The sequence below is a fragment of the Shewanella sp. 10N.286.52.A9 genome (genome assembly GCF_041468985.1).
Taxonomy (GTDB): Bacteria; Pseudomonadota; Gammaproteobacteria; order Enterobacterales; family Shewanellaceae; genus Shewanella; species Shewanella japonica.
The window spans coordinates 53458-68479 of the sequence record NZ_JBFRJQ010000026.1 but is presented as its reverse complement, the minus strand read 5'-3'; the positions used below and the strand labels follow the sequence as shown (position 1 = coordinate 68479).

The window sequence follows — 15022 nt, the reverse complement described above, 5'->3', positions numbered from 1 at the left end:
TTATTGAAAGTAATGATTAAATTTATCAGCATCGCAGTATTTGCATTTCTCTTCATTGGCTCAGCTTGGGCTAATGAAGTAGTGACTAATGCTAGTTTATCCACAGAAGAAATGTTACGCGAAGCTGATAGTTTAAGAACAAAAAAACCTAAAAGGTTTAATACCTTAATTAATGCTTTAAAGGCTAGAGAAGTTGAACTTAACTTAGCACAAAAAGATTACTTCAATTACTTGAAAGGGTACCAGTTAGCATTTAATGGTGAGTACAAAAAGGCTGAGTCAATTTGGGTGGAGCTAAGTGAGTCAAACTCTTCGCTTGAGTTAAGGTTTAGGGCAAATTTATCTTTGATAAATATTTTTGCTTACACCAAAAGGTGGAATGAAGGATTGAAATACTTAGAACAAAATATCTCAAATCTTCATTTGATTAAAGACCAAACTATAAGCAATTTAGGAATATCGGCAGCTTCGATATTTTATAATCAAATAGGTCAGTATGATCTTGGGTTAAGTTATGCGCAAAAGTTAGACTCTTTATCTTTACACGGAAGGGATTTATGTGTTGCAAAACATCAAATTGTTGAATCGAAGTATCACCTTGGTCAATTAGATGTAGATTCTGAAGATATTAAATTAGCTATCGAATCTTGTTTTATTAGTGATGAAATCGTATGGCTAAATTTAATAAATATATTTATAGCTAAACAACTCGTTGATGAACAGAAATTTAGGGAGGTAATTGATTTACTGGAATCAAATATTTCAGATATCAAAAGGCTAAAGTATGTGCCCAGTTTATTTCAGTTTTACGCTTTATTGTCTCAATCTTATTATGGAACAGGTCAATTCACTGAAGCTCAAAATTTTGCTAATAAGACTATCGAACTTAGTGTTGGTATGGAGAACACAGAATCGGAGATAGTTGCTTTCGAAGTTTTGTATAAAGTAGCAGTTAAAGAAAATAACTTTGAAGAAGCATTAAAATACTACATTAAGTTTGCTGAGGCAGACAAAGCTTTTTTCGATGACCTAAAAACCAAATATCTTGCCTTCCAGTTAGCACAACACAAAGCGGTTGAGCAAAAAGTCCAAATTGAATTGCTTAACAAACAGAACAAGCTATTACAAGCTAGCCAGCGCCTTGCTGAAAGTGAAACTGAAAATAATCGCTTGTTTATGGCCTTATTGATCATGGTTATAAGCTTATTAAGTTTAGCCTCGATTCGTGCCAAACAAACCCAGAAACGTTTAAAGCGTTTAGCGCAATATGATTCGCTGACTCAGATATTCAACCGTGGTCATTTTACCTCTGCTGCGCAAGAGGCGATTACGGCCTGTCAAAAGAATCAAGATACAATCAGCTGTATTCTATTTGATTTAGATAACTTTAAAGGTATTAACGATAAACATGGTCATGGTTGCGGTGACTGGGTGCTTAAACATGTTGCTAGTACTTGTGATGACTTAAAGCGTAAGCAAGATATATTTGCGCGCATAGGCGGCGAAGAGTTCTGTGTTGTTTTATCGAACTGTAATGCTGAAATGGCGATGAATATTGCCGAAGATTACCGTAAAGCGATAGCAGCATTAGACAGCTCGCCAAGCGGGTATGAGTTCCCAATAAGTGCAAGTTTTGGCGTTACAGATAGCCAGCAGTCTGATTACAGCCTAGAGGCGTTAACCAGCAATGCTGATAGTGCCATGTACCTTGCCAAGCATACTGGCCGTAACCGAGTTTGTAATTATGCTGATGTTGAGTCCGCAAAAGATGCTGACGGAGTGATGATATAAGGGGTTATCATTATAAGTTGGCAGAAATTTAAAACTAATCATTGTTTATAGATAAAGCGATTGTGCTGAAAAGCATTAATTGCTTTATTTTTGTTTAACAAATTGATTAATGAACTGCTATTCTAGTCACTTATCAAGTTGTTTCGTTACCTCAACCTTTATGTCGTCTTTCGCTTAGGGAGTACTCTTTTGGAAAAATCAGCTTATTTAGATGCAATGGGGGTAACTCGTTGGCGCAGTGCTGATGCGAAAGGAAAACCATATTTAATCATTTATGACAGCGAGGCTGATAATAATGGGGCTGATATTAGCCTGCACCCGTTAGTTACAGAGGTGCTATCTTTATTGAATATCGCACTTGCTGATTGTGATTTTGATACCGAAATGGTCAGGGGAATGCAGGTTGTCTGGGATATGCGTAAGTTAAAAGTGCGCCCCCGAGTGGCTTGGTTAGTGTCGTCCCCTTTAGATGAACTGCAGCAAGGGCATCAAGCCAAACGTGAACTGTGGCAGCAGATTTATCAACATTTATCAAAAGCAGCTTAGGTTTTAGCGGTTTTTAATACCTAAAGTAAGTCATTCTATTCTCATCATTACCATATGAATCCAACATCTTATGTCTGATAACTCATCGCTACCTGAACATCAAAAAATACCTTCTTCTTTAACGGTAACAATCCGTCTACTGGAGGTTGAGAACGCTCCTGAGATGTTTAATATTGAACAGCAGGCTCACAGTCACCCTTGGAGCCTTACAAACTTAGCAGACTGTTTTGGGCGTTTATATCGCGTTTATGGCGCTTATGATGGGCAGACATTAGTTGGTTTTGCCATAGTGCAGCAAATAGTTGATGAACTAACCTTGCTGGATATTTGTATTGTGCCAAATTATCAAGGATTAGGGTTAGGTAAGCAATTACTTGACCATCTTATGATTGATGCAAGGCAGTATGACGCGGTAGTTGTGATGCTAGAAGTTCGGCAATCAAATCAAGCTGCGATCGGCTTGTATCATAAATTAGGATTCAGTGAATCTGGTAGGCGTAAGGGCTATTATCCGTGTGATACTGGCCGAGAAGATGCCATATTAATGGATTACTCGATTGAAGCTGCCTGATATGACCTATCATGTTAGGTTGATTTAACTAAGCATTATTGACGTCATTATATAAGAGTAAGAAGTCGCTAGGCTTTTTGAAACACGCAACCGCGATGGCTGTAAGCATTAACTGAGTATGAGAATTAAGTGGATATGAGAGCATCACTAAGAGCCAAAATCATTGAAGTGTGTGATAAAAAAATTGCGGTGAAAGGGGATAATGTTGGCGTGTCATTTTATGCGTTTTTTGCTAATAAAAATGATGACCCTGAGTTGTTGATGGAAGCCGCAACTTGGTGGATTCAAACACATAAGCTCGACCATTTTGTTAAAGCCAAGATAATCAAAAACATGGTTCAACAAGGGCGATAAAATCAGCTTGCGGGTAAACTTGTCATTTGCCAGTTAGGTTAACTTATGGCTCATAAAAAACGGCGCGATGCGCCGTTTTTTTGGTTAAATCGACCAGCTTTAACTACTTACTTCACTTCTTTACCTTGAGCTTGTAAATCTGCATGGTAGCTTGAGCGTACTAACGGACCACAAGCTGCATGGGTAAAGCCAAGTTCATCAGCGAGTGCTTTTAATTCGTCAAATTCAGCTGGCGGTACATAACGTTCAACAGGTAAATGGAACTTAGAAGGCTGTAAATATTGACCTAAAGTTAGCATTTCAACGTCATGAGCACGTAAGTCACGCAGCACTTGAGCGATTTCTTCGTTAGTTTCACCGAGTCCCATCATTAAACCCGATTTAGTCGGTACATTAGGGTGGCGCTCTTTAAAACGTTTTAATAAATCGAGTGACCATTGATAGTTAGCACCAGGACGCGCTTTACGGTAATGCTTAGGCGCTGTTTCTAAGTTGTGGTTAAACACATCAGGTGGCTCAGTGGCAATGATGTCTAGTGCTGCATCAATACGACCACGGAAATCAGGCACTAAAATCTCAATTTTGATATGCGGATTTAAAATACGGATTTCACGGATACAATCAGCAAAGTGCTGTGCGCCGCCATCACGTAAATCATCACGGTCAACAGAGGTAATAACCACATACTTAAGTTTCATATCCTTGATGGTTTGCGCTAACTTTTTAGGCTCTTCAGCATCAGGTTTTAGCGGACGCCCATGGGCAACGTCACAGAAAGGGCAGCGACGAGTACAAATGGCACCTAAGATCATGAATGTAGCTGTACCATGGTTAAAACATTCAGCAAGGTTTGGGCATGATGCCTCTTCACAGACTGAATGTAAGCCATTTTTACGCAGTGCTGATTTAATTTCAGTAATACGTTGGTTCGATGCAGGTAGCTTCACGCGTAACCAATTAGGTTTGCGCAACATGGTTTCTTTTTCAGAAGGAACCACTTTTACTGGAATACGTGCGACTTTTTCGGCATCACGCAGTTTTACACCAGGTTGTAATCTTTCAGGCCTATTCATATTATTCTGCTAATCCTTGATGATGTACAAGTTCTTGGTAGCCCAATACTTTGCTTAATGTTTGAATCAGTTTTTCGCCAGCTTCAGTTACGGTTTGAGGGCCGCCTAATGCTTTGCATTGCACCATTTCAAGCCCCGCATAACCACACGGGTTGATGCGTTGAAACGGCGCTAAATCCATATCGACATTGAGGGCAAGGCCATGAAAAGAGCAGCCTTTACGAATTCTAAGCCCTAAAGAAGCCACTTTGCGTTCGTCAACGTAAACACCTGGAGCATCAGCTTTAGCGTATGCATTAACATCATACATAGCCAACATATCGACAATGCTTTGCTCGATGTTATTGACCAGTTGTCGTACGCCTAGTTTACTGCGCTTGATGTCGATAAGAGGGTATACAACCAGTTGACCTGGACCGTGATAAGTCACTTGACCGCCGCGGTCGACTTGTATGACGGGAATGTCACCAGGGTTGAGGATGTGCTCGCTTTTGCCTGCTTGGCCTTGGGTGAATACGGGCGAGTGTTCAACAATCCATAATTCGTCATTGCTGTCGCTATCACGATTATCGGTATAGGCTTGCATTGCATGCCACACTGATTCGTAATCTTGGCGTCCAAGATGTCTGATATGTAACGCTTGAGTTTGCAAGGGCAACCTCTCCCCTCAAAAAAGATGGCTTATTATACGCACCTAACACTAAAAAGACATTAAAGTGTTAGGTTGATCACGTTTTAAACGCAATTAAAGTACGCGGTTAACGCCTTCAATTGCTGCAAGATCTGTATAAACTTTTTCGATGTGCTCTTTGCTCGTTACAGTAATACGAATAGAAATAGCGTAGTACGTACCTTTGCTTGACGATTTTACTGTTGGGGCGTAATCGCCTGGAGCAAGCTGTTGTGCAACGGCAACAACACGATCGGCTAGCGTATCATCTGCTGCGCCAATGACTTTGAATGGGCAAGAATTCGGGAATTCCATTAATTCGCCAAAGTTTGTATCTATCATGTGTGTGCTCTCTGCGGTTGTGATTTGTGCTTTGTGTTCTATATGGGGTAATTATACTGTAATACAAGGCTAATGCGGTTAAATAAAGCGGTAAAAAATAAAGTCACCCTAAGGTGACTTTATTTATATGAAGCGAGGTTATGGTTTTTAGCTAGGTTTAGCCAAACCAACCTTCAAACATTTGCTTGAAGTAATCCATAAGTTTACTAAACCAGCTGCCTTCGTTCACTTCATTAAGAGTAACAAGTGGGAACTCAGCAATATCTTTTCCGTTAAGTTGGAAGAAGATACGGCCAACCGTCTCACCTTTAGCTAAAGGCGCAGATAAAGGCTTAGTTAGCTCGAAGTTAGCTTGTAAGTTTTTAGCTTGACCACGATTAATGGTAATTGGGGTGTCAGTGACCACACCTAAATCTACCGTTTCACGATCGCCATACCAGATTTTTTGAGTTACAAAGGTGTCACCCGCTTTATAAGGGGTAATCGTTTCAAAGAAACGGAAACCATAATTAAGTAACTTTTTGCTTTCCGCTTTACGAGCTGACTCACTGCCCGTACCCATCACAACAGTGATTAAACGCATGCCGTCATTGGTTGCAGAAGAGACTAGGTTATACCCAGCGCCTGAAGTGTGGCCTGTTTTAATACCATCAACATTTAAGCTGTTGTCCCATAGCAAGCCATTACGGTTGTACTGTTTAATACCGTTAAAGGTAAATGACTTTTCAGAGTAAACACGGTATTCATCTGGTACATCACGAATTAATGCAGCACCTAATAATGCCATGTCGTATGCAGTTGTTTTGTGGTTGTCAGAATCAAGACCGTGTGAGTTTTCAAAGTAACTTTGGGTCATACCAAGCTGTTTTGACCAAGAGTTCATTAAGTCGACAAAGCCGTCTTCTGTTCCGGCAATATGCTCAGCCATGGCAACACAAGCATCGTTACCCGATTGAATAATAATGCCTCGGTTTAGGTCTTCAACAGTGACTTTTTTACCTACTTCGATAAACATTTTCGACGAATCTGGGAAGTTTTTAGACCATGCTTTTTTACTGATGGTTACTTCGTCATCCAGCGAAATGTTGCCAACTTTAACTTCATGACCAATAACGTAGCTGGTCATCATTTTGGTTAAGCTAGCAGGGTTAAGTGACTCATAGGCATTATTTTCAGCAATAATGCGGCCAGAGTTGTAATCCATTAATACGTAAGCTTTAGCGGCTACCGTTGGCGCATTTGGCATAACCATAGGTGCGTTGGCTGCTTGAGAAGAAAAAGATACAGCGGAAAGCAGCAGCAAAGATTTAAGCGGTGTGTTTACAATTTTCATCATTGAGTTTGCACATCTCTGGTTAGTCATGAAAGAAGTCGAGTCGTTAATCAATATTTAATGATATTACAGCGAGTTAAACATAAAGTAGCTAACTACTTCAGTTGATTTACACACTAAAACGACACAATTAAAACAATTATATCATTAGTCGACCATAAATTGGCATTTAGGTTCATTAACAAGGGTTAATTTACAGTCGGTAATGACAGGTTATTATCGATTTATTTTTTTGTCGGTGTTCTCAGGTAACTTTGTGGGTAACCGTCTTGTTTTATCTGGGTTAATAACTTATTGGCTAGGTAGGTTTGCGCTATCGGTCCTAGCAGTAAGCGGTAAAAGCCATTTGCACTTTCTACTATTGCAGGCACCTTGTATTTGCGCTCAAACTCTTTCGCTAATACGTTAATTCTTACTTGGTCTTTAGAGGCCACAACTTGAATGATATGTACGCTGTCATCTTTTAGCTCATCTAGGGCCATAGATTCTGGTGACTCTATATGAATGGTTTCAATACTTACTTTGGCAGTACCGCTACCTAGCATGTCGAGTTTATAGGCCGCAGCATATGACAAATCAATAATACGCCCTTCGTGAAATGGGCCGCGATCATTGACTCGAACGATAACCTGTTTGTTATTGGCTTCATTGGTCACTTTAACATAGCTAGGTAAAGGCAAAGTCTTGTGCGCCGCAGACATTGAGTACATGTCATAGGTTTCGCCATTTGAGGTTAAATGACCATGAAACTTAGAGCCGTACCAAGAGGCGTAACCACTTTGTCTGAAGTCTTTTGCTGTCGGTAGTACAGTATATGACTTACCACGCACGGTATACGTTCGCTTATTGCCTTGTCGACTGTAGGGCTCATATTTGGGATGGGCATCTTCAACTTTACTGACATCTGGGGCACTTTTCGGAGCCCGATCATTTTTCATTTGATAACGATCATCTTGGCTTGAACCAGAGCTTGAACACGCGCTGAGCAAAGCACATAAACTCACTATGATAAGGCTTAAACGAGTGTTATTTTGCATGATAAGCTGCTTCTAACTGTTGGCTAAACTGGTATACGGCCATAGCATAAAGCGGGCTACGATTATAACGAGTGATGACGTAAAAATTATTTAAACCTAACCAATACTCGTTCATCTCAGGTTGTTCAAGCTTAATTAATAATGCAGGTTGTGATGCATCGATGTCTTTAGATTCTGCCAGACTTAAACTTGGCGCTAAAATGTCTGCAACGGTTTGTGTTGGCTTACCCTTAACCCAAACACTTGCAGCAGGCGCAGTGTCACTGGTGTGGTTTAATTTGAGTGTAACAGGAGCACCTTTTTTCCATCCGTGTTGATGAAAGTAGTTAGCAACACTGCCAATGGCGTCTTCTTTACTATTGAGTAAATCTCGACGTCCATCGCCACTGAAGTCAACAGAGTAATGGCGATAACTTGAAGGAATAAATTGACCATAACCCATTGCGCCAGCGTAAGAGCCTTTTAGATTATCGTTATCTAATTGTTCTTCTTTGATCAGTGACATCAAGTTGCCAAACTCGCTGCGGAAAAAGGTCGCTCTTGGCGGGTAATAAAATCCTAAGGTATATAAAGCATCTTGAACCTTATAGTTACCCATGTAACCGCCGTAGAAAGTTTCAATACCAATAATGGCCACGATAATTTGTGGGTCGACTTGAAATCTTTCAGCTGCCTTTTGAATGGTCTCAGCATTTTCTTGCCAAAATGCGAGGCCTTTTTCTAATCGCTTATCAGTTAAGAAAATGGGGTAATATTGATGCCAAGGTTTGGCTTCCCAAGGTTTTGAAATGGCATCTAATACAGCTTGATTGTGGTTAGCACTGGAAAGAAATTGCTGCACTTCTTGTTCAGTAAACCCTTTACTGACTTGGGTGGCGATAAATTCTTGTTTTAGGGCGAGGACTTCAGCGCTATCGGTCATCGTAGCGCTATCAGTCACTTGCGTATTCACCGTATCTTCAGCTTGAAGGCTGGTGCAGCTCAGTAGCAATGCTAATCCAGCTGCGAGTCTTGTTTTAAAGTGCATTAACAATCCTATTGTTTAATGTTTATTAGCGACTTATTGTAATGCGAGCCGTTGTGTTACGACTCGAGGCATAATATACAGCGCAATACTTAACGGTCTATGAATCGTCGATGAGTATGAATACTCATTAAGATGCCAAATCCTATCATCAATGTCATCATCGATGTACCGCCATAGCTGACTAACGGCAGTGGTACGCCCACTACAGGTAAAATGCCGGAAACCATGCCAATATTCACGAAAATATAAACGAAGAAGGTCAGGGTAATACTGCCTGCGAGTAAGCGGGCAAAACTGGTTTGTGCTCGTGAGGCGATAACAAGGCCTCGGCCAATGATATACAAGTACAAGCCTAATAAAATTAAACTACCTATCAAACCAAACTCTTCGCCTATCACGGCAAAAATGAAATCAGTGTGGCGCTCAGGTAAGAATTCTAATTGTGATTGTGAGCCCTGTAGCCAGCCTTTACCCCAAAGACCACCAGAACCAATAGCAATTTTGGATTGGATAATATGATAGCCAGCACCTAGAGGGTCACGTTCAGGATCGAATAGGGTCATCACACGTGTACGTTGATAATCGTGCATTAAAAAGAACCACAGTATTGGCAGAAGCGCCAAAATTGCTGCGACACAACTGCCGACAATAACCCAGCTCATGCCTGATAAAAACAGGACAAATACACCTGATGCGGCAACAAGAATCGAGGTCCCTAAATCCGGTTGTTTGGCAATTAATAACGTTGGGATTAACAGTATGACTAAACCACCCGCTAAGTGACGTTTTTTAGGCGGCAATGGAAACTTACTGATATACCAAGCCATCGTAATTGGGAAGGCTAATTTGATGAGTTCAGAGGGCTGAAACTCCATAAAACCGAGGTTTAACCAACGTTGTGCGCCTTTATTGATGGTGCCAAAAAAGTGCACTCCCAAGAGCAGTATTATGCCGGCAACGTAGATGGGCAGAGCCCACCGCCTGAGGATTTCAGGGTTAATTTGTGCGAATACAAACATTACGCCTAGCGACAGTGTTAAGCGAACTAACTGACGCTCCATCATGGCAGCATCTTCGCCACTGGCTGAATAAATCACAAATAAGCCAAATAGCATTAATGCTAATAGGCCCAGTAATAGTGGCAAATCTATGTGAAGTTTTTGCCAGATATTTTTTTTATGTGGGTGGTGAGAAGCATTCATTCTTCTACCTTCCATTCGTCACGTAACATATATTCATCCAATAGAGCACGGGCAACTGGCCCTGCATTAACACCACCCCAGCCAGCATTTTCAAGTACAACTGCTAAGACTATTTTCGGGTTCTCATAAGGGGCATAGGCAATGATTAATGCGTTATCTCGTAAATGCTCTGCAACGGTTTCAGAATCGTATTTGGCATCTTGTGCGACACTGAATACTTGCGCCGTACCGGTTTTCATTGCTGCGGTATAAGTAGCATCGGTAAAGCGAGATTTGTGAGCTGTGCGGCGCATTGCTTCATTGATGATTTCCCAGTTGTTGTCATTATCGAGCACAATTGGGGCTTGCTCATCTATCGGTGTATCAATTTTTGATGTTTCATCTTTAAATGATTTTAATAAATGAGGTGTGAAGCGCTGTCCATGATTGGCTAATATGGTGGCAGCATTCGTTAGCTGTAATGGCGTGGTTGTCCAGTAGCCTTGGCCAATTCCCACCGAAATAGTGTCACCAATATACCAAGGTTGGTTATAGCGCATGCGCTTCCAATCTTTTGAAGGCATGATGCCGTTGGCCTCTTCGTAAATATCGATGCCAGTGGATTCGCCAAAACCAAATTGGGACATAAACTGGGCAATTTTATCGACACCGACTTTATAGGCGAGATCATAGAAAAACGTGTCGCAGGAATCCATGATTGAACTATACACATCTACCCAACCGTGACCCCAACGTTTCCAATCTCGGTACTTACGCTCAACATTTGGAATTTGCCAAAAACCAGGATCCCAAATACGGGTTTTCTCGGTAATGGTTTTTTCTTCTAGCCCAAGCAGTGCGACATGGGGTTTAATCGTCGATGCAGGTGAATATTGACCTTGTGTTGCACGGTTAATCAAAGGCCTAGATTTATCATTAAGTAATGCGCTATAGGCTTTAGAACTAATGCCATGTACGAATAAATTAGGGTCGTAAGTTGGGCTAGAAACCATGGCGAGAACACCACCATCTTGCGGGTCAATAGCGACAACAGAGCCACGGCGACCATCGAGTAACTCCATGGCTTTTTGCTGCAGTTTTAAATCTAATGTTAAGTAGATATCTTGACCCGGTGTCGGCGGGGTGACTTTTAAGGTACGGATCACTCGACCACGGTTATTCACTTCTTCTTCTAAGTGGCCAGGTTTACCTAATAATAAGCTTTCGTAGAATTTTTCGATGCCTTGTTTGCCAATGTCATTGGTTGCGGCATAGTTTTTCCATTGTCCTGAGCTTTCAAGTGAAGCACGGTCACGAGCATTAATTTTTCCAACATAACCCAATACATGGGTCATTAAGCCTTCATATGGGTAATGACGTTTAAGGCCTGCCTCTACTCTAAAGCCAGGAAATTGGTGTTGGTTAACACTAAATGTGGCAACTTGTTCTTCAGTGAGACGGGATTTAATTGTAAGTGGCTTAAAGCGGCGATGGTAACGCAATCTTTCAGTGATGCTTTCTCGTTCATCTGGGGTGAGCGCAATGATCTCATTGAGTTTATCCAGCGACTCAGTTATTCCTTGGGCTTTTTCTGGGATCAGTTCTAACGTATAAAAAGGTTGGTTTTCAGCCAATAACTGTCCGTGTCTGTCATAAATAAGACCACGACTAGGTGCAACAGGCACCACACGAATACGGTTATCATTGGAGCGTGTTTCGTAATCTTGGAAAGAGACAACCTGCAATTGGTATAGATTAGACAGCAGGATACTGATTAGGACAAATACGCACAGGAAGGTAAACAAAGCACGACGTTTGAATAGCGACGCCTCGGCAGCGTGGTCGTGCATGGCAATGCGCTTTTTTGGCGACACTTAAGCTATCTCCGATAGGGGTAAGGCAGAAAAAATTCAGAATAGCTATATTAGCTGAATTAACTTCACTTTTACCAGCGCTTTACCAATTAGGTTTATTCTCTGTGGTAGGGGTGGTTGTTATTTATGCTCCATGCTCGATAAAGGCTTTCTGCCACCAAAACTCGAACTAATGGATGGGGTAAAGTCAGTGCAGATAAACACCAACTTTGGCTTGCTGCTGCTTTACAGTCAGGAGCAAGACCTTCAGGACCGCCAATCAATAAGCTGACATCGCGGCCATCAAGTTGCCATTTACTGAGTTGCTGAGCAAGTTGAGGCGTTTCCCAATTCTTGCCTGGCAAATCTAGGCTTACAATGTGATTGCCTTTGGGCACTGCTGCTAGCATAAGTTCGCCTTCTTTTTGAAGAATGCGTGCTATATCAGCATTTTTACCGCGCTTTCCTGCGGGGATTTCAATCAGTTCTAACGCCATATCGCGAGGAAAGCGACGTTGGTACTCTTCAAATCCGCGGGTGACCCAATCTGGCATCTTAGTGCCAACAGCAATCAGTTGTAACTTCATTATGCGTCGCTATCAGTCCATAGTTTTTCTAGGTCGTAGAATTCGCGTGTTGCTTGCTGCATCACGTGTAAAATTACGCCACCTAAATCAACCAGTACCCATTCGCTGCTATCACGACCTTCAACACCTAACGGTTGCATGCCTGCAGTTTTAGCTTCGACAATCATATTCTCTGCGATTGCACGAACATGTGTTTTTGATGTACCAGAACAAATTACCATAAAATCAGTAATGTGCGATTGGTTTGCCACGTCTAATACCACAACGTCTTTGGCTTTTAGGTCATCGATCTTATCGACAACAAAATCTTTTAATTCCGTGCTCTGCACGTCACTTACCTCGATCTGTTAAAACAACGGGGCATTATACGCAAAATACCCCTGTTAGCGCAATTGAACTGGCGTGCAAATGAACAGCTTAATTAGCTTGATACAGACTATGTTGGCAAATGTATTGCTGAATGACCTCAGGGAGTAATGCATTTAGCTGTGCATTGTTTGAGTCTTGGCGTTCTTCGACTGTTAAATTGCTCAGCAATTGGCGTATTTGTGTCGAGGAGATATCTTGCGGCTGTACTTCGATAGGGTAGATTTTTCCTGTCAATGCACTGGTACTGACGAGTTGGTTATCTGCTAATACGATTGTCATTGGATGTTCAGCTATTAACTGCCAACCTGGTCGCTGACACACGACGATATGGCATAAGTCGAATAATGATTGCCAGTGATACCAAGTGGGTAATTGGATAAACGAGTCGGTTCCCATAATGAAGTAAAACTGATGCTGGGGATATTGCTGTTTAAGTAATGCTAACGTTGCTACCGAATATGATGGCGTGTCACGATTAATTTCAATATCACAAAGTGCAAACTCATCATATAGCTCACAGACAGCTTGAGTCATTGCAAGACGATGTTGAGTGTTGACTGTCGTTGATTGTTTGTGGGGCGGTATATGATTTGGCATTAACCAAATTTTATCGAGATTTAGCTGATGCAAGACTTCCAATGCGGGCTTGATGTGACCTAAATGAATTGGATCAAAAGTGCCGCCTAGTAATCCTATTTTCATGTCTGTAGCTCAATATGGGCAAGGCGGCGATGTGCATTTGGATCAAATAGCAGACATAAATGGCTCATAGCGGTCCAATCTTCAATACCGTGTTGTTTGAGATTCATTTCCATTTTTGAAGCAAAGGCAAGCATGTGTTCGATTTGGCTTAGGGTTAAGCGCGTTAATGCTGCTTGATAAAGCGGTTTGCGTTTATCCCATATTCGGTGCTGTTGCCAAAGACTATTAAGCTGTGCGCCTTCTTCGACCGCCGTTTTTAAACTAAGCAGTACATTAAGTTCTTTAAACAGTGCCCACATTAAAATTGGCATGGCGGTGCCTTCACCATTTAATTGCACCAGCATGTGCTGTGCGTGCTTTTGATGGTTACCTAATAGGGCATCCGTAAGCTGATATACGGTAAAGCGAGATTGATCTTCAAAATAATCAGTTAAATGATCACTATGAATCGGTTGTTCCGGACTGAGTAATTGCAGTAGCTGTAGTGCTTGCTCTGCTGCTAATAAGTTACCTTCAAACAAATTAAACAGCATGGCTTTGGCATCCATTTGCACTTGCAAATGATAATGATGGATTCGGTTATCTAGCCAGCGCTGAAATTGCTTCCCTTCTGGGGTAGTACAAGGTAAATAAATGCCAGATGCATCGAGGGTCTTAAACCATTTACTTTTAGTTTCAGCGGACAGCTTTGGTCCGTGAATAAGTAAAATAATGTCTGGATTAGGGCTTTGCATCATTGAAATTAATGCAGCAGAGCCTTCTGTGCCGGGTTTAGCTTGTGGCAGGGTTAATTCAATGATCCGTCGACTGGCAAATAAACTCATGGATTGCCATTCCTGAATCAAATCATTCCAGCTGAAACCTGTTTCTTGAGTTAAGTGAACACGTTCATCAAAGCCATGCTTTTTCGCTGCTGCTAAAATCTGTCCTTTGCAATTTTCGATGAGCCATGGGTCATCGCCAAATAACAGGTAGCAACCTTGCGGATTTTTTAAATGCTGGCTTATTTGATCTGGGTAAACCCGCATCAATTCACCTCGATTGAGGCCAACGTTTGAATAATGTTGTCAGCTGCTTGAATACGCATTTCTTTGACCAACATATCCATCTCGCGACTTTTAGCGAGAGCTGTACGAGGATCGTCTTGGTAATCGCGACGTACTTCAGCATGGAAAATTTGTGGTTCAGATTGTGGCAAAGTGACGGAATAATTCACTAAATAAATCAATTCGTATTCGGCAACGTTACCTGTTGGGTATAACGATAATGTCGCTCGCTCTAATGAGTCGTTAATTAACCTTAGTGTTGGCGTTGTATCTGATGCAGGTACTGTTGAGACTGCATGAATACGTAATCTGTCGCTTACCAGTCTTGATAGCTCACTGTATTGATCGCTGGTACTTAAATGTAATTCTTCAAGCTCAGCTGGAATAGAATAACTGCGTTGTAATTTAAAGCCGCAACCTGCAGTGGTTAAGATAACCAGTGCGATTATTGCCAAGCTAATGCGTTGTATTAGCATCACTGTTATTGGCATCCTTTTAAACGTTGGAGTGGATATTTTGCTTAAGCAAAGTTGAATAATA

General features: G+C 41.4%; 17 protein-coding genes. 4 read left to right on the top strand and 13 right to left on the bottom strand.

Translation table 11 applies throughout. The features are described 5' to 3' along the window. The first annotated feature begins 12 nt into the window (after positions 1-12). The 4 genes from AB4128_RS16700 (at position 13) to AB4128_RS16685 (ending at position 3262) form a co-directional block, all read left to right on the top strand. A complete protein-coding gene (locus tag AB4128_RS16700) occupies positions 13-1791 on the top strand; it encodes a GGDEF domain-containing protein (RefSeq protein WP_055025777.1) in 1779 nt (592 codons plus the stop codon). Positions 1792-1980: 189 nt separating this feature from the next. Continuing rightward, positions 1981-2337, top strand: a complete 357-nt coding sequence (locus tag AB4128_RS16695; protein ID WP_372038342.1) for a hypothetical protein — start codon at positions 1981-1983, stop codon at positions 2335-2337. Positions 2338-2407: 70 nt separating this feature from the next. Further along, positions 2408-2908: a ribosomal protein S18-alanine N-acetyltransferase gene (gene rimI, locus AB4128_RS16690; RefSeq protein ID WP_372038341.1), complete on the top strand. Its 501-nt coding sequence runs from the start codon at positions 2408-2410 to the stop codon at positions 2906-2908. 135 nt (positions 2909-3043) lie between these two features. Continuing rightward, entirely contained in the window at positions 3044-3262 is a 219-nt protein-coding gene (locus AB4128_RS16685) for a DUF6500 family protein (RefSeq protein ID WP_080917403.1), read from the top strand. A 107-nt stretch (positions 3263-3369) separates the two neighbouring features. Here AB4128_RS16685 and lipA read toward each other — a convergent pair whose 3' ends face one another. The 13 genes from lipA to lptE all read right to left on the bottom strand — a co-directional run bounded on the left by lipA (position 3370) and on the right by lptE (position 14958). Next, positions 3370-4335 carry a lipoyl synthase gene (gene lipA, locus AB4128_RS16680; protein ID WP_055025775.1) on the bottom strand — a complete coding sequence of 322 codons (966 nt, stop codon included), beginning with the start codon at positions 4333-4335 and terminating at the stop codon, positions 3370-3372. A 1-nt stretch (position 4336) separates the two neighbouring features. Next, entirely contained in the window at positions 4337-4987 is a 651-nt protein-coding gene (gene lipB, locus AB4128_RS16675) for a lipoyl(octanoyl) transferase LipB (protein WP_065110013.1), read from the bottom strand. 93 nt (positions 4988-5080) lie between these two features. Next, positions 5081-5347, bottom strand: coding sequence for a DUF493 family protein YbeD (ybeD, locus tag AB4128_RS16670; protein ID WP_055025773.1), 267 nt, complete (start codon positions 5345-5347; stop codon positions 5081-5083). A gap of 157 nt (positions 5348-5504) precedes the next feature. After that, positions 5505-6680 carry a serine hydrolase gene (locus tag AB4128_RS16665; RefSeq protein WP_080917405.1) on the bottom strand — a complete coding sequence of 392 codons (1176 nt, stop codon included), beginning with the start codon at positions 6678-6680 and terminating at the stop codon, positions 5505-5507. Between the two features lie 224 nt (positions 6681-6904). Then, positions 6905-7717 carry a septal ring lytic transglycosylase RlpA family protein gene (locus tag AB4128_RS16660; RefSeq protein WP_372038340.1) on the bottom strand — a complete coding sequence of 271 codons (813 nt, stop codon included), beginning with the start codon at positions 7715-7717 and terminating at the stop codon, positions 6905-6907. Beyond that, positions 7707-8744, bottom strand: coding sequence for a lytic murein transglycosylase B (gene mltB / locus AB4128_RS16655; RefSeq protein ID WP_372038339.1), 1038 nt, complete (start codon positions 8742-8744; stop codon positions 7707-7709). Before mltB ends, AB4128_RS16660 begins: the two co-directional genes overlap by 11 nt. An 89-nt stretch (positions 8745-8833) precedes the next feature. Continuing rightward, positions 8834-9946, bottom strand: a complete 1113-nt coding sequence (rodA, locus tag AB4128_RS16650; RefSeq protein WP_055025769.1) for a rod shape-determining protein RodA — start codon at positions 9944-9946, stop codon at positions 8834-8836. Then, the gene (gene mrdA / locus AB4128_RS16645; RefSeq protein WP_055025768.1) at positions 9943-11799 is read right to left on the bottom strand and encodes a penicillin-binding protein 2; all 1857 of its coding nucleotides are present in this window, start codon (positions 11797-11799) and stop codon (positions 9943-9945) included. The genes rodA and mrdA overlap by 4 nt, the downstream gene beginning before the upstream one ends. Positions 11800-11894: 95 nt before the next feature. Then, complete coding sequence (rlmH, locus tag AB4128_RS16640; RefSeq protein WP_055025767.1) at positions 11895-12365, bottom strand: 23S rRNA (pseudouridine(1915)-N(3))-methyltransferase RlmH; 471 nt, start codon at positions 12363-12365, stop codon at positions 11895-11897. Beyond that, complete coding sequence (gene rsfS, locus AB4128_RS16635) at positions 12365-12694, bottom strand: ribosome silencing factor (protein WP_055025766.1); 330 nt, start codon at positions 12692-12694, stop codon at positions 12365-12367. The genes rlmH and rsfS overlap by 1 nt, the downstream gene beginning before the upstream one ends. Positions 12695-12782: 88 nt before the next feature. Next, positions 12783-13436: a nicotinate-nucleotide adenylyltransferase gene (gene nadD / locus AB4128_RS16630; protein WP_372038338.1), complete on the bottom strand. Its 654-nt coding sequence runs from the start codon at positions 13434-13436 to the stop codon at positions 12783-12785. Continuing rightward, positions 13433-14464: a DNA polymerase III subunit delta gene (holA, locus tag AB4128_RS16625; protein WP_372038337.1), complete on the bottom strand. Its 1032-nt coding sequence runs from the start codon at positions 14462-14464 to the stop codon at positions 13433-13435. Before holA ends, nadD begins: the two co-directional genes overlap by 4 nt. After that, positions 14464-14958, bottom strand: coding sequence for an LPS assembly lipoprotein LptE (lptE, locus tag AB4128_RS16620; RefSeq protein ID WP_055025763.1), 495 nt, complete (start codon positions 14956-14958; stop codon positions 14464-14466). The genes holA and lptE overlap by 1 nt, the downstream gene beginning before the upstream one ends. Between the last annotated feature and the right edge of the window lie 64 nt (positions 14959-15022).